Source organism: Cupriavidus agavae (genome assembly GCF_004217045.1).
Taxonomy (GTDB): Bacteria; Pseudomonadota; Gammaproteobacteria; order Burkholderiales; family Burkholderiaceae; genus Cupriavidus; species Cupriavidus agavae.
On sequence record NZ_SGXM01000010.1, the window covers coordinates 13,218 to 33,655 of the forward strand.

Sequence of the window (20,438 nt, forward strand, 5' to 3'; positions counted from 1 at the left end):
ACGCGCCGCACCGCATTTTTTCCGATGGCCCTGTCCGCCTCCCAACTCGTTCTCCACGCCAAGCAACTCGAAATCGAGGCGGTCCGCCTGATGGCGAGTCGGGTGGACCTGGCCGACCTGATCGGCCAGCTGATCCACGCCCTGCAGCGCGAACGAGGGGCCAGCAGCGTCTTTCTGGCGTCGGGCGGGCAGCGGCTGGCCACCGAGCGTGCGGCGGCGATGGACGACTCCATGCGGCTCGAACAGCGCCTGGCCGAGCGTTTCGCCGCCCAGCTCGACGCCTCGCACAAGGGCAGCGCATCGATGGTTTCGCTGATGGCATGGGTGCAGCTCGACCTCGCCACGCTGGCCGGTCTGCGCGCCAGCATCGCCTGCTGCCAGGCCAGTGCGCTCGATGCCGTGGCAGGGTTCAGCCGGCTGATCGCCGCGCTGCTCGAACTGATCTTCCATCTGGCCGATGTGGCGATGTACCCCGGCATCTCCCGGCCGCTGGTGGCGTTGGTCTACCTGCTGCAGGGCAAGGAGGCCGCCGGACAGGAGCGTGCGGTGGGCGCGCAGATGTTTGCGTCGGGCATCTGCGCCGAGATCCAGCAGCAGCGCGTGCTGCATCTGGTGGAGGCCCAGCGGCGCAGCTTCCGGGTGCTCGAACAATTTGCCGATCCGCCGCTGCTGGCCGCCTGGCAGCGGCAGGAGCGAAGCCCGGCCGTGGCCGATCTCGAACAGATGCGCCACGTGCTGCTGGCCGCAGCGCCAGGCAGCGCGCTTGACGCCGAACGCAGCGAGCGGTGGTTCGGGGTATGCAGCCAGGTGATCGCGGGCATGTGGCGCTTGCAGGGGCAACTGGTGCAGGAGCTGCGCGCGGCGTGCGAGGCCGAGATCCGGTCGTCGCAGGCTGACCTGCAGGATTCGGCCGGCCTGCTGCGCCGCCTGCTCGACAATCCGCCGCCGCACACCCATGCCGTGGAACTGTTCTTCGACGCTGCCGGGCATCCCGACGCCGCGCCGGTCCTGCCCGGCATGCCCGACGGTACGCCGGGCAGCGTCGATGCCGCCACGGTGGCCTCGCTCAAGGGCCTGCTGCAGAAGCAGGCGTCCCGGCTGACGCGGACCGAGGTCGAACTCGATGCCGCGCGGCGCGCGCTCAAGGAGCGCAAGGTGATCGAGCGAGCCAAGACCGCGCTGATGGCGCGCACCGGCATGAGCGAGGACGCGGCGTTCCGCACGCTGCAGAAGGCATCGATGGACAACAACCGGCGCCTGGCAGACGTGGCGGAGGCCACACTTGCGCTGGGCGAGATTGCGCTGCCGGCGCGCGGCGGCACGCACCACGATTGACGGTGGCGCCGCCGGAGCACCAAAACCGGGAGTTTTGTGCACCGCAACGGGGGGCGGCGGCAGCTGCCAGCCGGCGAGAGCCGGCGCGCGGACGGGCATGGTTCGTGCGACGCAACACCCAGACCGGATAACGACGTCCTGTCCCGCACGGTGAGCCGCCGTGACGGGAGAGGGCGTCGTTTTTTTATTGCCGATCGCCTTCACGCCAACAAGAGAACGAGGAAAAACCATGGCCTATCTCGCCCCCGCCGAGTTCGTGACCAAGATGGTCGATGCCGGAGAGTCGAAGCTGTTGATGTCCACGCGCGATACGCTGATCCGCTCCTACATGGCCGGCGCCATCCTGGCGCTGTCCGCCGCGTTTGCCGTGACCATCACGGTCAACACCGGCAACGCGCTGGTGGGCGCGCTGCTGTTCCCGGTGGGCTTCTGCATGCTCTACCTGCTCGGCTTCGACCTGCTGACCGGCGTGTTCACGCTGGCGCCGCTGGCCGTGCTCGACCGCCGCCCGGGCGCCACATGGGGCGGCGTGATGCGCAACTGGTCGCTGGTGTTCCTCGGCAACCTCGGCGGAGCCATCACCGTGGCATTGTTCATGGCGATCATCTTCACGTTCGGCTTCTCGGAGGCACCCAACGCGGTGGGCCAGAAGATCGGCCATATCGGCGAAGGGCGCACGGTTGGCTATGCCGCCCATGGCGCCGCAGGCATGCTGACGCTGTTCATCCGCGCGGTGATGTGCAACTGGATGGTCTCCACGGGCGTGGTGGCGGCGATGATGTCGACGTCGGTGTCGGGCAAGGTCATCGGCATGTGGATGCCGATCACGCTGTTCTTCTACATGGGCTTCGAACACTCCATCGTGAACATGTTCCTGTTTCCCTCGGGTTTGATGCTGGGCGGCAACTTCACGCTGATGGACTACATGATCTGGAATGAGATCCCGACCGTGCTCGGCAACCTGGTGGGCGGTCTGACCTTCGTGGGCGCCACGCTCTACAGCACGCACTACAAGACCGCGCCCAGGCGCGTGATCGGCTGAGTCCGGGCACGGCGGAGCGGGCGCATGGGCGGCAGGCTCGCGGTCAGTGTCGGCCAGCATTCCGAGGCGGGCCGCAAGGCGGTCAACCAGGACTTCCACGGCGTGGTGCAGCCAGGCGGCCAGCAACTGGCGAGCAAGGGCATCGCGCTGGCACTGGCCGACGGGATCAGCTCCAGCGCGGTCAGCCAGGTGGCCAGCGCGGCGGCCGTGCGCACGTTCCTCGAAGACTACTACTGCACCGCCGAAGCGTGGACCGTGCGCCGCGCGGCCCAGCGGGTGCTGGCCGCCGTCAACGCCTGGCTCCACGCGCAGACGCGCCGCAGCGATGCCCGCTTCGATCTCGACCGGGGCTACGTCTGCACCTTCAGCGCGCTGATCTTCAAGGCGCGCGAGGCCCACATGCTCCATGTGGGCGACGCGCGCATCTTTCGCCTGCATCCCCAGCAGCTCGAACAACTGACCGACGACCATCGCGTGCAGGTGTCGTCCGCCGAGTCTTATCTGAGCCGCGCTCTCGGGGCGGGGCCGGCGATCGAGATCGACTACCGTAGCTGGGAAGTCGAGCCGGGCGAGATCTACCTGCTGGCGACGGACGGCGCCTACGCGTATCTCGATGCCGCCGATGTCCGGCAGGCGCTGGCGGCCCATGGCGATGACCTCGACGGCGCGGCGCGACACCTCGTGGCGATGGCGCTGGAGCGCGGCAGCCCGGACAACGCCACGCTGCAGATCGCACGCGTGGACAACCTGCCCGATCCCGACGCCCCCGGCGTGCTGGCGCAGGGCGGGCGGCTGGCCCTGCCGCCACCGCTGGCGCCGCGCATGCAGTTCGAGGGCTATACGATCGTCCGGCAACTCCATGCCAGCGCGCGCAGCCACGTGCACCTGGCCGTGGACGACCTCACCGGCCAGTACGTGGCGCTGAAGACGCCGGCCGTGGATCGCCACGAAGATGTCGCCCATCTCGACGGCTTCCTGCTGGAAGAATGGGTGGCGCGGCGCATCGACAACCAGCATGTGCTGCGCCCGCACGCGGTGGACCGGCCGCGCCGCCATCTCTACGTGGCGATGGAGTACGTCGAGGGCCAGACGCTGGCCCAATGGATGATCGACCATCGCCAGCCGGGACTCGACGCCGTGCGGGCCATCGTCGCCCAGCTCGCCGCGGGGCTGCGGGCGTTCCATCGGCGCGAGATGCTGCACCAGGACCTGCGCCCGGAAAACGTGATCATCGACCGGGCCGGCACGGCACGGATCATGGACTTCGCCACCGTCCACGTGGCGGGTCTGGCCGAAGGCACGCGCAGCCCGCTCGCTACGCTGCCGGTCGGCACGCTGCAATACGCCGCGCCCGAGTACTTCGTGGGCGAGGGCGGTACGGCGGCGTCCGACCTCTTTTCGCTGGCCGTGCTGGCCTACCAGATGCTGACCGGCCACCTGCCGTACGGGCTGCAGGTCACGCAGCTGCGCAGCCGGGCCGACCTGCGCCGCCTGCGCTATGTGCCGCTCCGGGAGCGCCGCCCGGACCTGCCGCCATGGGTGGACACCGTCCTGCGCAAGGCTCTTCACCCCGATGCCGCCCGGCGGCACGAGGCGCTTTCCGAGTTCGTGGAGGCGCTGCGTGCGCCCGGCCCCCACGCGGTGCAGCGGCTCGCGCGCCCGCTGATCGAGCGCAATCCGCTGCGCTTCTGGCAAGCGCTGTCGCTTGCGCTGGCGGTCCTCGTGGCCGTGCTTGCCGGCCTGCGCGTCACAGGCGTCTGAAGCGTCACGCCACGTAACCGCCGGGCGAGTCCCGCGCAAACCTGCCCCTCATGAGTGGGGGCGGAACAGCCGATAGCCTTGATACGTGCTCCTGCGCCCCTCCCGGTACAGCGAGCGCCGGGCCGGGGGATTCCCATGATCCACCGGGTTTCCCACGTAGAATTCGGCTGGCCGCCGTGATGTATCGGCGCACTGTCTTGAAATCTGGATGCACGTCGACCTCGTCACTCTTTATCTACTTGCCATTGGCACGCTGCTGGCCAGCGCGGGCATGATGTTCTGGGAGTACCGGACCCACCCCACGCGCAGCCGAGAACTGCGCCTGCTGGCAACCGGCTTCACGATCCTGGCCATCGGCTGCTCGGCCGTGCTGTTCCGTCGCGACCTGCCGGGCGTGCTGGGCTCGGCACTCAGCAATCTTTTGATCCTGAGCGGCTACCTGATGGTGCTGGCCGGCGTGGCCGCGCTCAGCGGACGCCAGTACCGGGTGGGCTCGATCGCGCTGCTCGCCGTCATGGCGGGCATCTGGGCGATCTGGGGATCACAATGGCTCGACGTGATCTGGGCCCATGTGAGCGCGTTCCCGATCGGGCTGGTGGCGGCGCTGACCGCGTGGGAGATGTTCCGCTGCACCACCATGCGCTCGCGCGCCCGCAACATCGTGGTGGCCGTGGCCGGCATCCACGCCGTGTTGTATGTCGCCCGGGCGCTGGTGCTGCCGTGGCTGGTGGCCGAGAACGGCTCGGCCATCCAGTCGCTGGCCAGCAAGATCACGATCTACGAGGGGGTGCTGTACTCGGTGATCCTGCCGATGACGCTGCTGAAGCTGATCCGTGACGAAACCCACGGCCAGTTGCTGCGCGAATCCCAGACGGACTACCTGACCCGGCTCGGCAACCGCCGCTGGTTCTTCGAGCAGGGCGCCCGCGAAATCGACGGCGCCCGCGGCCGCGCACCGGTGGCGGTACTGGCCTTCGATCTCGACCATTTCAAGTCGATCAACGACCAGCATGGCCACCAGCGTGGCGACGAGGTGCTGAAGTCTTTCGCGGAAATCGCGCGAGGCGTGATGGGGCAAGACGCGCTGATCGCGCGCATCGGGGGCGAGGAGTTCGCCGCGCTGCTGTCGGGCGAGCCTGCGCAGCGCGCGCCGCTGCTGGGCCAGGCCGTGGCCACCCGCTTCGCCGAGGCCGCCTCGCACCGCCATGCCAGTGCCGGCATTCCCGCCACGGTCAGCGTCGGGCTGGCCCAGTACGGCAGCGAGGTGCCGACGCTTTCCGAAGGGCTGGCCGCCGCCGACCGGGCCCTCTACCGGGCCAAGTCGCTGGGCGGCAACCGGCTCGAACTGGCGCCAGCCGCCGCCTGACCCGCCTTCGTCACTCTCAGGAGCAGTTGTCGCGGTAGCTCTGCTGCAGCCGCTTGAGCGTCTTGTCGCGTTCGAGCTTCGGCACGGCGCCGCCTTGTGCATTGGTGGTAGCCGTGCCCGGCGACTTGTAGGAGCGCTGGTTCGACGTCTCGTTGATATCCCGCAGCAACTGATCGCAACGCGCGCGGCGCTGGTCCTCGTAGCTGGCATTGGTCTTGTCGTTGGGATTGGGCGCTGAAGGCGGACGATAAGGATTCGAGCCCTCCTGTACCGCATCGGAAATGGCCGCCGCCGCGCCCGAGGTGCCCTGGGCTTGTGCCCAGACCGAACTACCAGGAATCAGGACCAGCAGCGCCGCAAGCGGCAGCAGACGTCGGGGCGTGACCATGAAAGCTCCAGGAGGGTGCGCGAGGGCGCCACGACCGGAGCGTAGCACGCGGCGCGGGCTTTCATGGTGATGCCGTTGAACGGCGGGCGTTTTTGGCTAGGGGTGGCTCGCGAGCCATTCGCCGTAGGCAAAGGCCGCTCGGGCATCAGCCAAAACCTGGTCTGTGCGTGCGGCATCGGCCGCCAGCGGCCGGCCTGGCGCAGCATGGCTTCCCATCTGTTTGCAACGAGTTCTGCCGTGGCAAACAACCACCTCGTGGCATCGTCCCTATCGACACCGAAATGGGCCGCTGCCCCGACCAGCCGTTGCGCGCCTGTCATGGCGGAGCCGTCCTTGCCCGTTGCCATGGCCAGCGCGGGACCGGTGTCGAGTGGCTCTGGTGTCCTGGCCAGGGCCGGCGTGATATCGAACGCAGGCGACAGGCGCCAGCCGTTCTGAAGGCTGCCATCGTGAAATAGGTGAAATGTCAACGATTGTTAGTCTATTTTCGTTGATATTTCAACGATTCAGGCCAGCTCACCCGCCGCGCGGTCGATCTGGGCGGCGGCCTCGTGGGTCCAGGCGGTGAAGGTTTCGAAGACCCGGTCGACCAGGGCCACGCAGCGCTGGCGCTCGTCGTCGTCCAGCGCGATGGCGGCCAGCATCTGATGCTCGGTGCCTTGCGCGTGGCCCGATTCGAGCGCGAAGTGGTAGGCGCCCGGGTAGCGCAGTTCGGCGTCGAGACCGGGCTGCAGCGTCCCCGCCAGCGGTGTGGTCAGGCCAAACAGCACATTGCCGGTTTCCTCGATGGCCTCGATCACGGCCAGCCGCTCGGCGCCGCTGGTGCCCGCGATGATGGCGCAGAGGTCGTACATGAGCACGCGGCTGCGGTGCGTGTCGTCGCGCCACAGCGTGCGCAGTGCATCGGTGGTTGTGGTGGAGCGGTTCCAGCCGAGTGTCTCGATGTCTTCGAGGAACCAGGGCCAGTGGTGGTCGTCCTCGTAGGTGTGGGCGTTGACCTGCTGCTGGTGGTCATCGCGCGCCGGCTCCTGGCGCAGGACGTAGCGGTTGAGATCGCCGAACGCCATGATGAAGAACGCGAAGCCTTCCATGAAAGCCAGCCGCGCCGCGGGCGGCAGGGTGTCGTCGCGCATGCGGGCGAACAGCGGCAGGCGCGCATAGGCGGCCTTGTGGCGCAGGATGTGGGCGAGTACGGCTTTCATCGGCAGCCCTCCGGCGTGCGGTAACTCGACAGTCCGATACTGCGGCGGCGTGCGCGAAGCGGGGCGGCGGTGCGGCTGGAATCGGCGGCGACCTGATTCTATGAAACGGGCGGGCGAAGTCAAATGGATCATGACGCCGCCTGCCACGCGAATCTGCCGCTGCAGAATGTGGCACCCGGCCGGTGCAGGCGCACCGGTTGCGGGCGACCCTCAGCCGTGCAGCGCGAACGGCGACAGCATGCCGGAGTAAGCCTTCGGCAACGGCCGCGCCCAGTCGCCGCGCTTGCTGGTGGGCAGGCGCAGCGAGACCAGCGCTTCGGCCAGCTTGACGGCGCATGTCACGCCGTCGATGACCGGCGCGCCGACGGCGTCGGCGATGTCGCCGCAGAGGTCGGCCATGCCGGCGCAGCCCAGTACGATGCAGTCGCTGCGGTCTTCGGCCAGCGCCTGGCGGCAGGCCTCCGTGATGATGCGGCGCGCGTCGGAGCCGGGTTTCTCCAGGTCGAGCACAGGCAGGTCGGTGGCACGCACGTTGCGGCAGAAGCGGTCCATGCCGTAGCGCTCGGCCAGATGCCGGGCGAGATTGCAGGTGCGGCCCAGCGTGGTGACCACGCTGAAGCTCGTGCCGATGAAGCTGGCCGCATGCATCGCGGCCTCGGCGATACCGATCACCGGGCCGCGCGCCAGCTCGCGCGCCGCGTACAGGCCGGGGTCGCCAAAGCAGGCGATGACGTAGGCGTCCACCCCCTCGCGCTCGCCGGCCAGGATTTCGTCGAGGATGCCGGGCACGCTCAGGGCTTCGTCATAGTGGCTTTCGATCGAGGCGGGACCCATGCGCGGGCTGACCGCCGCGATGCGCGTCCCGGGCTGGGCCACGGCGCGCGCGCAGGCCCCGATCTTGTCGGTCATGCTTTGCGTGGTGTTTGGGTTGATCAGCTTGAGGTGCATGGCGGCGGTCATGGATGGGCAGGATCGGCAGGGAAGCACCCACCAAGCAATGCCCGTGCCGAAGCGCCGACGGCGTTGTAGTTCTTACCCGCCGCGCCCGGATGCCATCGATTTCGGTCCTAACCCGGCATTGTCACGCGGGCTGTGCGAGAATTCCCGCCATGCCTACCGGCGGAGCACGCATGTCCCAAGACTCCCAGTCCCTGGTGACCGCATCGTCTGACGATTGCGCCCGGGAACCCATCCATATCCCCGGAGGCATCCAGCCGCACGGGTACCTCGTGAGCGTCGACGCTGATGGCGTGGTCGTGCAGGCGAGCCGCAACGCCGCCGAACTGGCCGGCGGAGCCATCGATGCGCTGCTCGGCCAGCCGCTGGCAGTGCTGGCCGGCGCCGAAGCGGCCGGGCTGGCGCTGCGCGCGCTGGACAGCCTGGAGGCCGAGGGCATTCCGCTCTACGCCGGGTCGATCGACGATCCGCGCGACACGCCGGGCCAGCCTTCATCCCATCCCCCGCTGGCCATCGTCGTGCACCGCCACCAGGGGGTGCGCATCGTCGAGTTCGAGCCGGCGCGCGCCAAGGCCGAAGTATTCGCCTCGATGTACCCGCTCGTGCGCACCTTCATCAACAGCCTGCAGCATGCCGGCGACGTGGCCGGACTGGCCGAACTGGCTGCGCGCGAGATTCACCGGATTACCGGCTTCGGCCGCACCATGGTCTATTCGTTCGACGAGGAGGGCCATGGCCACGTGATCGCCGAATCGATGGAGCCGGGATACCGGGGCTATCTGGGCCAGCGTTTCCCGGCGTCCGACATCCCGGCACAGGCGCGGGCGCTCTACGTACGCAACCGCATCCGCCTGATCGCCGATGCCGATTACGTGGCGGCGCCGCTCGTGCCCGCGCTGCATCCGGCCACCGGCCGGCCTACCGACCTGACCTACGCGTCGCTGCGCAGCATTTCGCCGGTCCATGTGCAGTACATGAAAAACATGGGCACGTGGGCGTCGATGTCGATGTCCATCGTCGTGCGCGGCCGCCTCTGGGGCCTGATCTCGTGCCACCATGACACGGCACGCGTACCCTCGTTCGAGGTGCGTACCGCGTGCGAACACATCGCCGAGGTGCTGTCGCTGCAGGTGGAGGCCAAGGAGGACCACGCCGAGGCCGATTACCGGCTGGCGCTGCGCCGCACCCAGACCCGCCTGCTAGCGGCCATGGCCAACACCGAGGATTTCGTCGAGTCGATCGGTTCCGATACCGCGAGCCTGCTCGACCTGGTGGGTGCCACGGGCGCCGTGGCGATCTTCGAAGGCCGTATCGTGCGGGTGGGCGAGGCGCCGGGTGACGCGGCCATCGAGGCCCTGCTGGCATGGCTCGACACGCAGGGCGAGGAGGTCTTTGCCACCGACGACCTGGCCCGGGCCTGGCCCGGCGCGGCCGCCCACGGCGTGGGCCCCGAGGCGGCCGGCATGCTGGTGGTGTCGCTGTCGCGCCTGTTCCGCAACTACGTGATCTGGTTCCGCGCCGAGGTGGTGCGTACCATCCGCTGGGCCGGTGATCCGCGAGCCAAGCTTTCGGGGCTCTCGACCACGCTATCGCCGCGCGAGAGCTTCGAGGTCTGGACGCAGACCGTGCGGGGCCGCTCGCAGCCGTGGCGCCAGGCCGAGATCGAGGTGGGCACCGAGTTCCGGACCGCGCTGCTGGGCATCGTGCTGCGCCGCGCAGAGGAACTGGCGCAACTGGCGCTCGAACTGGGCCGCGTCAACCGCGAGCTCGAAGGGTTCTCGTACACGGTCTCGCACGACCTGCGCGCGCCGCTGCGCCATATCGTCGGCTTTGCCGACCTGCTGCGCGAAATGGATTACGGCCGGCTGTCGGACCGCGGCAAGCATTTCATCGAGCGGATCATTGCGCAGGCCCGTTTCGGCGGCAAGCTCGTGGACGATCTGCTGGCGTTCTCGCAGATGGGGCGCGCGGCGCTGCGGCCGCAGCAGGTGGACATGCGCAGGCTGGCGGAACGGCTGGTGGACGAGGAATCGCGCGAAATCGGCACCCGCCGCCTGGAGACGCAGGTGGGCGAACTGTGCGAAGTCCATGCCGACCCGGTGCTGATGGACGTGGTGTTGCGTAACCTGATCGCGAACGCGATAAAATTCACGGGCCAGCGCGGCCTCGATGCCGAGGGCGCGCCGGCGCGGGTGGAAGTGGGCATGGAGGCCGGGACCGGTCCGCTGGCCGGGCATGACGTGTTCTATGTGCGCGACAATGGCGTGGGTTTCGACATGCGCTATGCCGACAAGCTGTTCGGCGTGTTCCAGCGCCTGCACCGGGTGGAGGAGTTTCCCGGCACGGGCATCGGGCTGGCCAGCGTGCGCCGCATCGTGGAGCGCCATGGCGGCACTACCTGGGCGCATGCCGAGCCGGACCGGGGGGCCACCATCTGGTTCTCGCTACCCCGCGATTTCGTGCCCGAAGGCACGGCCGGCGTCAACGAGACCGCGGCGGAAGCCGCCTCCCGGCTGGCTGCGGTATCCTCGGGGCAACCGTACAAGCCGGTGTTCAAAGATTTGAAAGGTACTGAGAATGAGTGCGTTGAGACCGATCCTGCTGGTCGAGGACAATCCTGACGATATCGAACTCACACTGATCGCACTGGAGAAGAGCCGCCTGGCCAATCCGGTGGTGTCGGTGCGCGATGGCGCCGAGGCGCTGGACTTCCTGCGCCGTGAAGGCGCCTATGCCAATCGCACGGAAGAAAACCCGGCGGTGATCCTGCTGGACAAGAAGCTGCCCAAGATCGACGGCCACGAGGTGCTGCGCGAGGTACGCGCCGATGAGCGCCTGCGCCGGGTGCCGGTGGTGATGCTGACGTCGTCGCGCGAGGAGCGCGACCTGCTCAGGAGCTATGACCTGGGCGTCAACGCCTATGTGGTCAAGCCGGTGGAGTTCGACGACTTCATGGCCGCGATCAACGACCTTGGCGTGTTCTGGGCGGTCCTGAACGAGCCGCCGCCCTACGGCAGCTAGGCTGCCACCGCGGGCAGGCAGACGCGGAACGTGGCGCCCTTGCCGAGCCCGTCACTGTGGGCGGTGACCGTGCCGTTGTGCAGCATCACCAGGTTCTTCACCATCCAGAGCCCCAGGCCCAGCCCCGGCACGCGTTGCGCGCGGTCCTGATGGGCCTGCTCGAACCGCTCGAAAATCCGTTCGAGCGCTTCCGGCGCAATCCCCACCCCCGAATCGCTCACCGAGAGCTCGGCGCACTGGCCGTTCAGGGCCACGGTGACTTCCACATTGCCGCGCTCGGCGAACTTCAGCGCGTTGGTGAGCAGGTTCAGCACCACCTGCTTGAGCCGGTTCTCGTCAGCATGGACCATGCACGGCGCGGGCGCCGTCACCACCAGCGTGACGTGGCGCGATTCGGCATCGAGCCGCAGGTCTTCGGCCACCGTGGCGGCCAGGGCGGCCATGTCCAGCGGACGCAATTCCACCGATAGCTTGCCTGTGGCGATCGCGCCGCTGTCGAGCAGGTCGTCCACCATGCGCGCCAACTGGCGCGTATTGCGTTCGATGACCTCGGCGGCGCGGCTGACGTGGGCTGGATCGGTGCCGCGCTCCAGCAGCGTGGTCCACCACAGGATGGCGTGCAGCGGCGAGCGCAGCTCGTGGCTGACGGCGGCCACGAAGTGGTCCATCGCCTGGGCGCCGCGTTCGCTGATCTCGCGGGCGCGCTGTTCTTCCTCGGCAATGGCCCGGTAGTGCAGCTCCGACGCCTTGCGCGCCGTGATATCGATCGTGAAGCCGATCACCGACTGCGGCGAGCCATCCTGCAGATAGCGGGCGGCGCCGCGCGACATCAGCCAGCGCATGGTCCCGTCCCGCCAGACCACGCGGTACTCGACCTCGAAGTGAGCGTGGGAGGCGATGGCGCGGTCCATGGCCGCCCGCACGTCTTGGCGGTCGGCCTCGTGCATTAGTTCGCCAAACACGCGCGACTCGTCGATGGTCTCGCTCGGGGGCAGGCCCATGTTGGCCTTGCACTGGTCGGTGCAGGCCATGAAGCCGGTGGCGATATCGAGTTCCCAGGCGCCCACCTTGGCGAAGGCCAGCAGTTCCTCGAGCCGTTCGCGGTGGGTTTGCAGCGCGGCGTTGGCTTCATCCACCAGCAGCTTGCGCAGCCGCGCCTGCGAGCGCAGCTTGGCGTGCTCGCGGCGGCTCTGCTCGGACTGCACGATCTGGTCGGTGACATCGTTGATACGCAGCACCACCACGGGCGCCGCCGTGCCCACGCCGGCCAGCCGCGTGGCGCGCGCCTGCCAGTAGCGCTCGCCGTCGCCATTGCCGGCGGGATGGCCGTCGTAGCGGATCAGCGGCGACAGACGCGACTCGCCGATGTCGAGCGCGTCCAGCGTGGCCAGCAGCCAGTCGCGCCGCGCGGCCATCTGCGGCGCGGACAACGTGGGATTGATGTCGTAGATCGATTTGCCGAGGACTTCCTCGGCCCGGCGTCCCGACATTTCGAGATAGCAGGCGTTGGCGTGGATCACCTCGTCACGGCCGTTCAGGACGAGATAGGCGTCTGGCAGCGCGTCGAACAGCGCAGTGCTGTCGACCGTCATATCTGTGGGGAGTCCGGGCACGGCACCTGACATGGAATCGTCCCGAGCGGTCAATGGACGCCCTGCGCGGCCGGGGGCACGCGCGCCAGCAGGTCGTCGAACGCGCGCTGCGCGCCCGCGCAGGCCAGCGCGATATCGGCATCGGCCGATACGTTGGCGCGCAGTGCCTGGAGGAACTGCTGCCAGCGCGGTCCCGGCGACGCGCCCGCGCCGAGGTAGCGCAGCGGATGCGGCGCCAGGCTTTCGGCCAGATGCCGGTACAGCACCGCCCCGCCGAGCTGCGAACCTTCGATCACGTAGCACAGGCCCCAGCGGTAAGCCGGCTCGGTGCGCAGCGTGGCAACCTCGATGTCGGAGACGGCCACGCTGCCGGCCGGCGTGGCGGGATCGGCCAGGTCGTCGCGCAGGATGCCGACGCGGGCCACCTGCGGCAGCCGCTGCGGGTCCTGCGGGCCATCGTCGAAATGTGCCAGCCATTGTTCCAGCGGCGCCAGCCAGGCGCGCAGGATCAGCAGGTGGTCGCGATAGTCGGACAGTGTCGGCGCAGGCTGGGCCAGCGGCATTGCACGATCCAGAACGGCGTGGCGCTCGGACGTGGCGGCTCGCAGCGAAGCGAGCACATCGGAAGAGGGCGAGGAGTGTTCAGTCACGTAGGTGATGAATCCGCAAACGCATGGCACGCCGCGCCTGGGGGCAGGGCGGCGGGGGGCGTATCAAGCCCTCATGGTACAGGAAGTGCCATGCGGTGAGAGTGAACGCCGACGTGCCGGCCCCGGGGAAAGCGGCCCCTCATGCCGCCGCGATGACCGGCCCATGACATTTGCGCCATGTGACCGACCCGCCTGAAGGCCGCCCATAGAATGGGCCCGTCGCGCCTGGTGCGCAGTTGTTTTGGAGTAGCCCCGATGAAGTGTCCGACTTGCCCCGAAGCCACGCTGGTCATGGCAGAACGCCAGGGCGTGGAGATCGACTATTGCCCGCAATGCCGTGGCGTATGGCTCGACCGCGGTGAACTGGACAAGATCCTGGAGCGGTCCGAATCGGCCCCGCCGCCCGCGCAGGCCGCCGCTCCCCGCCAGTCCGCGCCCCCGCCGTCGCATCATCATGGCGACCGCGACCACCGCGGCTACGATCGCCGCGACAGCTACGACCGGTATGACAAGCACGACAAGCGCAAGAAATCCTGGCTGTACGAAATCTTCGACTGACGTGCCGGGCCAACGAGAACAACGAAAAAGGGCGCCATCGCGGCGCCCTTTTTTACCTCCGAACCTGCCCTAAGAGATCAGACATCCTATGAATGTCTGCATTTCCAGACAGGCAAGTTGCTGCTTACGCGGCAGCCTTGACTGCCTGGCGGGCAATCAGCTTCCAGTGGCCGCCCTGCTTCTGCCAGACCTGCAGCACCTTGAGCTGCACCGTGCCGGGCTTGCCGCTGTCGAGCGTCTCGCCGGCCAGCGTGTGGCGGATCACCGCCACGTCGCCCGACACATTGACAGTCTGGTCGGTGATGCTGATGCTGACGAAATCTGATTTCTTGTCCAGCAGATCGCCGATGAAGCTGGCTCGCGTGTCGATACGGCCGCCGGAATGGCCATAGCTCAACGAGTCCGCCACCAGTCCCGACAGCGCCGCCTGGTCCGGATCGACCATGGCGGCACGCAGTTTCTCGGCGGCTGCCGTGACATTCTGCGTCTCATTCGATTGGGCCAGGGCCGGAACGGCCACGAAGGCCAGCAGGGCAGCGGCGCCCAGCGCCGCGCGGATCTTGCGCATGATGTCTCCCGAATTCTTGTTCGATGCTCGGTGTTGGATGGGCAACTCAACGCGCCAGCCTTGACGCGTCAAGTTGTAAGTCATCGTATCACAGGCAAGGCAAACCGCAACGGGGGTTGCGGCGGCGAGACAACACGCGAGGGGGCCGGTCACCCCTCCTTGCCGTCGATGCGCGGACGCATCAGGAAAGGGGTGTACTTGACCAGATAGAGCAACAGCGACAGCGACCAGAGCGCGCCGGCGGCTGCAATCGCTTCCGGCTTGGCGTCCGGCATGGCGATGGGGCCGGCCACCCGCACCACGGCCGCAAGCGTCATGAACAGGTAGGCGAGGTGTTCCATCCGCCCGGTTTCGAGCCGGCGCCCGGTATGGCCCAGTGCCGTGCGGGTGACCATGGCGATGATCGCGCAGCCGATGACCCCGACCGTCAACGCATGCAATGCGGTGGAGCGGTCGAGCCAGCCGAAGCAGGCGGCGGCGATCAGCAGGAAGCCCAGCGGCAGGAAGGCGTAGGCCACGTGGAGAATGCTGACGATCGGCTTGCGCAGCGTGCGTAGTGGGTCCCAGCCCGCGAGCCGCACGCCGTGCGCGATTGCCGCGCCCACCGCCAGGAGTGCCGTCAGCAGGGCCGGCGCCTGGAACGCCGCCGCCAGCGTGGCCAGCAGCGTCAGCACGATGACCGACCGTTCCACGGCGGCCCAGCGGCGGATGCGCACGCCCGGAATTGCATTGGCCGTGAACATCGGGATCACCCGCCCGCCGATCACGGTGACAAAAATCACGACGAGGCCCGTGGCAGCCTCGGCCGCATGGAGCGACCAGTCGAAACGCCGCGCCAGCGCGGCGCCATGGAACCCGATGTTGAGGGCTCCCATCAGGCCCAGCGCCACTGCCAGCCCGTAGTTGCGCTGGCTGCGCGCGCGCCGCAGGATCACGAAGAAGCTCGCGCTGCACAGTGGCAGGAACACGACGTCGACGGCGATGGCAGCCCACGCCGGGCCGGTCCACATCAATACCCGCGCCAGCAGCCACAGGCCCGCGAGCACGCCGAGCCAGGTGCCTTGCGGGGTCTGCAGGCCGGTCCAGTTGCGCCCGGCCGTGAACAGGAAACCCACCACCACGGCCGCCGCGAATCCGAACACCATCTCGTGGGCGTGCCAGAGCATCGCCCCCAGCCATGGTTGCGTGGCGGGCTGCCACCAGCCGAGGTACATCGTCACCCACGCAGTGATGGAGAGCGCACCGAATGCCGCGGCGAGCAGGTAGAACGGACGAAATCCGAGCGCCAGCACGGGCAGGCCCCGGTAGGCGGGGGAGCGGGAGGGAGGGGAGATCTGCAGCAGGACGGACATGGTCGGCGGCGCGGGGCGCCCGGAGGCTGATGAACGGTGGGACGCACTCGATTCTAGAAAAGATGCAAATCAAATGCAATTTAAAAAGTGTCCTGCGTGCCTCATCGACAACATACCTGAAAGTACTCAGACGTTTAGACGTCCCGACCCCTCGGGAGGAGGGGTCAATTCTCTTGCGGCGTGCCGTTAGCCTGCGGAAATACATATAGAGCAAGGCGTCAGGAACGCCTGCCAGCGCCCGCCGGGTCACCCGGCAGGCTCACGGCACGCCGGTATTCTTCAGGAACGGGTTCTCTTCAGCGACACCTGCTCCGCGATACCCATCGTGGCGCGATCGTCATGTGGCCTCGCCGTTCGGCCATTCAATCGGGAAACAGAGGGGATAACCGTGAAATTCCGAGATCTGTCTATCAAGACCAGACTGCTTGCCGGATTCGGCACACTGGCATGCGTGGTGCTGGCCGTGTCCGGGCTGTCGCTACGTGCGTTGAACGCGTCCACCGAAGGCTTCGACGCCTACATCAACGGCCTCAACGCACGCGCCGACGTGGCCGCGCAGGTGCGCTCCGCCGTGGACCAGCGCGCCATCGCCGCGCGCAACCTCGTGCTGGTGACCACGCCGGCAGACCTCGCCCTCGAAAAGGACGAGGTGTTCAGGGCGCATGGCAACGTCCAGCAGAACCTCAGCAAGCTCAAGCAGATGATCCAGGCCGAGGGCGTGAGCGAATCGGCGCGCAGGCTCGTGGCCGAAATGGACCGCATCGAGACCCAGTACAGCAAGGTGGCTACCGACATCGTCGGGCTGGCTCTCGACAAGAAGATGGAAGCCGCCGTGGCGAAGATGAACGCCGAGTGCCGGCCGCTGCTGGCGGCGCTGGTCAAGGCCACGGAAGACTATGCCGGGTTCACGCGCGAGCGCCAGACCGAGATGGTGGCCCGCCTGAACGACGACTACGAGCGGCAGCGCCTGCTGCTGATCGTCGTGGCCGTGGCCGCCGTGGCGTTCGGCATCATCGGCGGCCTGCTGCTGACCCGTGCCATCACCACGCCGATCCAGCGCGCGGTGGACGTGGCGCGCACCGTCGCCCGTGGCGAGCTGGGTTCGCTGATCGTGGTCGATTCGAAGGACGAGACGGGCCGCCTGCTGGGTGCGCTGCGCGACATGAACGACCGGCTGACCGAGACCGTGACGCGCGTGCGTGCCAGCAGCTCGAACATCGAGGTGGCCACGGGCGAGATTGCCAATGGCAACATGGACCTGTCGAGCCGCACCGAGCAGCAGGCGGCGTCGCTGGAGGAAACCGCGGCGAGCATGGAGGAACTGACGGCCACCGTGCGCCACAACACCGAGAACGCGCGCCAGGCCAGCGAACTGGCCCGTAACGCGGCGGAGGTCGCCCAGCAGGGCAGCGGCACCGTCAGTCGGGTGGTGGAGACGATGGCAGGCATCAGCGCCAGCTCGGCCCGCATTGCCGACATCACGGGCATCATCGAGAGCATTGCGTTCCAGACCAACATCCTGGCGCTCAACGCTGCCGTGGAAGCCGCACGCGCGGGCGAGCAGGGCCGCGGGTTTGCGGTGGTGGCCAGCGAGGTGCGCAGCCTGGCGCAGCGCTCGTCGAACGCGGCCAAGGAAATCAAGGAACTGATCGAGGCGTCGGTGGCACAGGTCCAGGCCGGCTCCACGCTGGCGGGCGAGGCGGGCCAGACCATGTCGGAAGTGACCGACGCCGTGGCGCGCGTGACCAACATCGTGAACGAGATTGCGGCGGCATCGGCCGAGCAGAACCGCGGCATCGAGCAGGTCAACCAGGCCATCGTGCAGATCGATCAGGTCACGCAGCAGAACGCGTCGCTGGTGCACGAAGCCGCCACGGCATCGAAATCGCTCGAGGAGCAGGGCCGGCTGCTGACGGAGGCCGTGGCGTTCTTCAAGGTGCCGTCGGCCGGAAGCCGGGCCGTGACGGCGGATCACCGCGTTGGTGTTGCCACGAGGATCGCGTACGCCTGAAGTTCCCGTTCCCCTCGCCCAATTCAGGGCGAAGGGGAGCGCAGGGTTGCCGCCGCCCGCAGTTCCGGCGGCAGCCCCTTTATCCCCGCGTGAAAGAACCCGCGCTCGCTGGCGCGCAACGCGCCCAGTTGCCGCGACAACCGCTCCACGGCCTCATACGCCTGCGCCGATGCGCCTTGCTCGTGCGTGAGGTACCAGGCGGCTTCCAGCAGCAGGTTGGCAAGCTGCAGCGCGTTGTAGCGCACCCGGCCGGTGTCGTGCTCCTCCAGCGCGAACGCGGCCACCGATGACCAGCGCACGAAGCCCTTGGCGGGGGCAAAGGGGGCATGGAAGGGCCGCAGTGCGTCGATGGCGGCGGCCACGGTCAGCGGCTGCTGGGCGCGGAACGCCTTCAGCGATGCCGACGCATCTTCCGCAAGGTGCCCGCGCGCCACGCGCAACAGGAAGATGGCATTCCAGGCGGATCCGCCACCTACCCCGAACCGGTCGCAGATCCACTCCGACAACCCGAGCCAGCGCATGGCCTGCCGCTGCACGTCGCCGGCTGCCATGGCGCGCGCCGCATCGACCAGCCGGTATTGCCAGAACAGCCAGAGCGACCATCCCAGGTTGGCGGCCGCGTGCTGCACGGCGTCCACCGAATCGGCTTCGTACGCGGCCTGCAGCGCGCCCGAGAACGATTCCATGGCCTGGCGTGCCGCCTGCTGGCGTGGCGGCGCGGACGGGTCCTCTCCGGGCCGCAGCGCGCGGCTCTTGTGCACCAGCGCGTCGAGGTTGAGCGTCTCAAATCGCACGCGCGGGTTGTAGCGCACCACGGGCCGCAGTTCGGCGTCGTCCGTCAGCCGCGCGAGTTCACGTTGCGCGGCGTCGAGGTCGGCGCGGGCGTAGTGTTCCCACGCGCGCACCACGTGGGCCATGGCCGCGAACGTGGGCAGCGCGGCGTTGACGCCACCGGAGACCACGATGCGCTGGAAGCGGCGCAGGGCTGCCCGGCTGCGGTCCAGGCGGTCGCTGCGCCGCCAGGCCAGGCTCTCCTTGAGCAACGACAGCGCGAGCTGGAAATCGTCGGCGGCGGTACGCTGGGCGGCGCGAAACGACTCGGCCACGCCGTGATCGAGCGTGCCGGCAAAGCCGTCCTGCGCACCGCGCATGGCCTGGGTCAGGTGGCGCCAGAACGCCATGTCGCGCATCGCGTACTGCAGCCCATCTTCCGAGTCACGCGGGGTGTCGGCCTTCTCGCCGGGCGCCTGCCCAAGCCAGCGTGCCAGCCCGGCCGGCCCCAGCGGCTTGCCGTCGAGCATGAAGCGCAAGCGCCGGGCCGTGGCCGGCGTCATCCAGAACGGTCCGCGGCTGCGGTGATTCGCGCGCAGGCTGGCGGTGTTGGCGCCGGCATCGCTGCCCCATCCCACCGCCACCTCCCAGCGCGCGAAATCAGCGAAGGCCCGTGACACGATCATGCGCACGTCTGCCGCATCGGTAAAGCGCGTGCGCAGGGTGGCCGCGGAAAGCGTCTCGCGGTCGCGCGTGGCAGCAAGCCAGATCCGCGCAAGCATCCAGACGGACTGGTAGCGGGCCGGTGCACCGGCAACGCGCAGGGACGGCGAAAGGTCGACGAGGATGGGGGCGCGAGGCATGGATGCCATGTTACGCGTGTTACAGCGCGGCCGGTTGGCGCCTGGCGGCGCATTGCCTATGCTGCGCACCACGATCCGGGCCTGGATTGCCTGGCGTCAGCGCGACGCCAACCCATCAACGAAAAACCACAAGAGGGTATGGATATGCAGAACGGCTTTTCCCATCGCAATGTTCCCCAGCGCCTTGCCCGGCTGCTGCTCGCCACGGCACTGGTGGCCGGTACGGCCCACGCGGCACCGCAGACCGGTCCGCTCGACGCCCGGCCGCTGTTCGATGCGGCCGGCACCGACGGCACGATGGTCATCCACAACGTGCGCGAGCAGCGCACGCTCGTCTACAACCCGAAGCGTGCCGCCACCGCCTATTCGCCGGCTTCGACCTTCAAGATCTTCAACACGTTGATCGGGCTGGAAACCGGAGCCGTGGCCGATGTCGATCACGACAAGCTGCCGTGGGATGGCAAGGTCTGGATGCACCACGGCAAGCCGATCCTGCCGGCAGTCTGCAATGGTGACGTGGCGCTGCGCGCGGCGCTGCCGAACTCGTGCGTGCCGGCCTATCAGGCACTGGCGCGGCGCGTGGGCACCGTGCAGTACCGCAAGTACCTGACAGCGGCGCACTTCGGCAATGCCGACGTGGAGGGTCCGGTGGACCGCTTCTGGCTCAACGGCCACCTGAAGATCACCGCATTGCAGCAGGTGGCGTTCCTGCGCGACGCGGCGGCACACCAGGTACCGCTGATCTCGGCACGCAGCTTCGAGGCGCTGGACGACATCCTGACCATCGAGAAGACGGCCGACTACACGCTGCGCGCCAAGACGGGCTGGGATGCCTCGGGCGATGCGAAGGCAGACGTGGGCTGGTGGGTGGGCTGGGTCACGCGCGGCGCGGACACGTGGGTCTTCGCGCTGAACCTCGACATGCCGCGCCCGGAACTCGGCGCGCGGCGCCAGGAAATTGCCCGGGCGATGCTCCGGCAGGTGGGCGCGCTGCCCTGACC

General features: G+C 68.3%; 17 protein-coding genes. 9 read left to right on the forward strand and 8 right to left on the reverse strand.

Annotated elements, in window-relative coordinates; translation table 11 throughout:
* The first annotated feature begins 24 nt into the window (after positions 1 to 24).
* From EV147_RS22905 to EV147_RS22920, 4 genes are all read left to right on the forward strand, one after another.
* Complete coding sequence (locus tag EV147_RS22905; protein WP_130393518.1) at positions 25 to 1,335, forward strand: nitrate- and nitrite sensing domain-containing protein; 1,311 nt, start codon at positions 25 to 27, stop codon at positions 1,333 to 1,335.
* 229 nt (positions 1,336 to 1,564) lie between these two features.
* Positions 1,565 to 2,377 (forward strand): formate/nitrite transporter family protein, encoded by an 813-nt coding sequence (locus EV147_RS22910; protein WP_130393519.1) that lies wholly within the window; start codon positions 1,565 to 1,567, stop codon positions 2,375 to 2,377.
* A gap of 24 nt (positions 2,378 to 2,401) precedes the next feature.
* Entirely contained in the window at positions 2,402 to 4,138 is a 1,737-nt protein-coding gene (locus tag EV147_RS22915; protein WP_130393520.1) for a bifunctional protein-serine/threonine kinase/phosphatase, read from the forward strand.
* Positions 4,139 to 4,346: 208 nt separating this feature from the next.
* Entirely contained in the window at positions 4,347 to 5,504 is a 1,158-nt protein-coding gene (locus EV147_RS22920) for a GGDEF domain-containing protein (protein WP_130393521.1), read from the forward strand.
* Between the two features lie 16 nt (positions 5,505 to 5,520).
* Here the strand turns inward: EV147_RS22920 and EV147_RS22925 are convergent, their stop codons facing one another.
* The 3 genes from EV147_RS22925 to EV147_RS22940 all read right to left on the reverse strand — a co-directional run bounded on the left by EV147_RS22925 (position 5,521) and on the right by EV147_RS22940 (position 8,042).
* Positions 5,521 to 5,892: a hypothetical protein gene (locus tag EV147_RS22925; protein ID WP_130393522.1), complete on the reverse strand. Its 372-nt coding sequence runs from the start codon at positions 5,890 to 5,892 to the stop codon at positions 5,521 to 5,523.
* Between the two features lie 506 nt (positions 5,893 to 6,398).
* Positions 6,399 to 7,094 (reverse strand): hypothetical protein, encoded by a 696-nt coding sequence (locus EV147_RS22935; protein WP_130393524.1) that lies wholly within the window; start codon positions 7,092 to 7,094, stop codon positions 6,399 to 6,401.
* A 210-nt stretch (positions 7,095 to 7,304) separates the two neighbouring features.
* Positions 7,305 to 8,042, reverse strand: coding sequence for an aspartate/glutamate racemase family protein (locus tag EV147_RS22940; protein ID WP_130393637.1), 738 nt, complete (start codon positions 8,040 to 8,042; stop codon positions 7,305 to 7,307).
* 182 nt (positions 8,043 to 8,224) lie between these two features.
* On the opposite strand from EV147_RS22940, the gene EV147_RS22945 reads away from it, so the two are divergent.
* The gene (locus EV147_RS22945; RefSeq protein ID WP_130393525.1) at positions 8,225 to 10,672 is read left to right on the forward strand and encodes an ATP-binding protein; all 2,448 of its coding nucleotides are present in this window, start codon (positions 8,225 to 8,227) and stop codon (positions 10,670 to 10,672) included.
* On the forward strand, positions 10,629 to 11,072 hold the full coding sequence (locus EV147_RS22950; protein WP_130393526.1) for a response regulator: 444 nt from the start codon (positions 10,629 to 10,631) through the stop codon (positions 11,070 to 11,072). Before EV147_RS22945 ends, EV147_RS22950 begins: the two co-directional genes overlap by 44 nt.
* Here EV147_RS22950 and EV147_RS22955 read toward each other — a convergent pair.
* Both EV147_RS22955 and EV147_RS22960 read right to left on the reverse strand, forming a co-directional pair.
* The gene (locus EV147_RS22955; protein ID WP_235844936.1) at positions 11,069 to 12,664 is read right to left on the reverse strand and encodes a sensor histidine kinase; all 1,596 of its coding nucleotides are present in this window, start codon (positions 12,662 to 12,664) and stop codon (positions 11,069 to 11,071) included. The genes EV147_RS22950 and EV147_RS22955 overlap by 4 nt on opposite strands.
* A 50-nt stretch (positions 12,665 to 12,714) precedes the next feature.
* On the reverse strand, positions 12,715 to 13,314 hold the full coding sequence (locus EV147_RS22960) for a biliverdin-producing heme oxygenase (RefSeq protein WP_198680339.1): 600 nt from the start codon (positions 13,312 to 13,314) through the stop codon (positions 12,715 to 12,717).
* Between the two features lie 255 nt (positions 13,315 to 13,569).
* On the opposite strand from EV147_RS22960, the gene EV147_RS22965 reads away from it, so the two are divergent.
* Entirely contained in the window at positions 13,570 to 13,872 is a 303-nt protein-coding gene (locus EV147_RS22965) for a TFIIB-type zinc ribbon-containing protein (protein ID WP_130393528.1), read from the forward strand.
* Between the two features lie 124 nt (positions 13,873 to 13,996).
* On the opposite strand, the gene EV147_RS22970 is transcribed toward EV147_RS22965, so the two are convergent.
* Both EV147_RS22970 and EV147_RS22975 read right to left on the reverse strand, forming a co-directional pair.
* Positions 13,997 to 14,440 carry a nuclear transport factor 2 family protein gene (locus EV147_RS22970; RefSeq protein ID WP_130393529.1) on the reverse strand — a complete coding sequence of 148 codons (444 nt, stop codon included), beginning with the start codon at positions 14,438 to 14,440 and terminating at the stop codon, positions 13,997 to 13,999.
* Positions 14,441 to 14,589: 149 nt separating this feature from the next.
* A complete protein-coding gene (locus EV147_RS22975; RefSeq protein WP_130393530.1) occupies positions 14,590 to 15,792 on the reverse strand; it encodes an NnrS family protein in 1,203 nt (400 codons plus the stop codon).
* Between the two features lie 388 nt (positions 15,793 to 16,180).
* On the opposite strand from EV147_RS22975, the gene EV147_RS22980 reads away from it, so the two are divergent.
* Positions 16,181 to 17,803 carry a methyl-accepting chemotaxis protein gene (locus EV147_RS22980; protein WP_130393531.1) on the forward strand — a complete coding sequence of 541 codons (1,623 nt, stop codon included), beginning with the start codon at positions 16,181 to 16,183 and terminating at the stop codon, positions 17,801 to 17,803.
* A 23-nt stretch (positions 17,804 to 17,826) separates the two neighbouring features.
* Here EV147_RS22980 and EV147_RS22985 read toward each other — a convergent pair whose 3' ends face one another.
* The gene (locus EV147_RS22985) at positions 17,827 to 19,437 is read right to left on the reverse strand and encodes a hypothetical protein (protein WP_328591154.1); all 1,611 of its coding nucleotides are present in this window, start codon (positions 19,435 to 19,437) and stop codon (positions 17,827 to 17,829) included.
* A gap of 144 nt (positions 19,438 to 19,581) precedes the next feature.
* Here EV147_RS22985 and blaOXA point away from each other — a divergent pair, with 144 nt between their 5' ends.
* The gene (gene blaOXA / locus EV147_RS22990) at positions 19,582 to 20,436 is read left to right on the forward strand and encodes an OXA-1206 family carbapenem-hydrolyzing class D beta-lactamase (RefSeq protein ID WP_130393639.1); all 855 of its coding nucleotides are present in this window, start codon (positions 19,582 to 19,584) and stop codon (positions 20,434 to 20,436) included.
* Positions 20,437 to 20,438: the final 2 nt, after the last annotated feature.

Bases quoted from the DNA above. Each gene is read 5' to 3' on its own strand.
- EV147_RS22925 (WP_130393522.1), bottom strand. From the start codon at position 5,892: ATGGTCACGCCCCGACGTCTGCTGCCGCTTGCGGCGCTGCTGGTCCTG.
- EV147_RS22940 (WP_130393637.1), bottom strand. From the start codon at position 8,042: ATGCACCTCAAGCTGATCAACCCAAACACCACGCAAAGCATGACCGAC.
- EV147_RS22955 (WP_235844936.1), bottom strand. From the start codon at position 12,664: ATGACGGTCGACAGCACTGCGCTGTTCGACGCGCTGCCAGACGCCTAT.
- EV147_RS22910 (WP_130393519.1), top strand. From the start codon at position 1,565: ATGGCCTATCTCGCCCCCGCCGAGTTCGTGACCAAGATGGTCGATGCC.
- EV147_RS22920 (WP_130393521.1), top strand. From the start codon at position 4,347: ATGCACGTCGACCTCGTCACTCTTTATCTACTTGCCATTGGCACGCTG.
- EV147_RS22965 (WP_130393528.1), top strand. From the start codon at position 13,570: ATGAAGTGTCCGACTTGCCCCGAAGCCACGCTGGTCATGGCAGAACGC.
- EV147_RS22985 (WP_328591154.1), bottom strand. From the start codon at position 19,437: ATGCCTCGCGCCCCCATCCTCGTCGACCTTTCGCCGTCCCTGCGCGTT.
- EV147_RS22975 (WP_130393530.1), bottom strand. From the start codon at position 15,792: ATGTCCGTCCTGCTGCAGATCTCCCCTCCCTCCCGCTCCCCCGCCTAC.
- EV147_RS22970 (WP_130393529.1), bottom strand. From the start codon at position 14,440: ATGCGCAAGATCCGCGCGGCGCTGGGCGCCGCTGCCCTGCTGGCCTTC.
- EV147_RS22935 (WP_130393524.1), bottom strand. From the start codon at position 7,094: ATGAAAGCCGTACTCGCCCACATCCTGCGCCACAAGGCCGCCTATGCG.
- EV147_RS22950 (WP_130393526.1), top strand. From the start codon at position 10,629: ATGAGTGCGTTGAGACCGATCCTGCTGGTCGAGGACAATCCTGACGAT.
- EV147_RS22905 (WP_130393518.1), top strand. From the start codon at position 25: ATGGCCCTGTCCGCCTCCCAACTCGTTCTCCACGCCAAGCAACTCGAA.
- EV147_RS22915 (WP_130393520.1), top strand. From the start codon at position 2,402: ATGGGCGGCAGGCTCGCGGTCAGTGTCGGCCAGCATTCCGAGGCGGGC.
- EV147_RS22945 (WP_130393525.1), top strand. From the start codon at position 8,225: ATGTCCCAAGACTCCCAGTCCCTGGTGACCGCATCGTCTGACGATTGC.
- blaOXA (WP_130393639.1), top strand. From the start codon at position 19,582: ATGCAGAACGGCTTTTCCCATCGCAATGTTCCCCAGCGCCTTGCCCGG.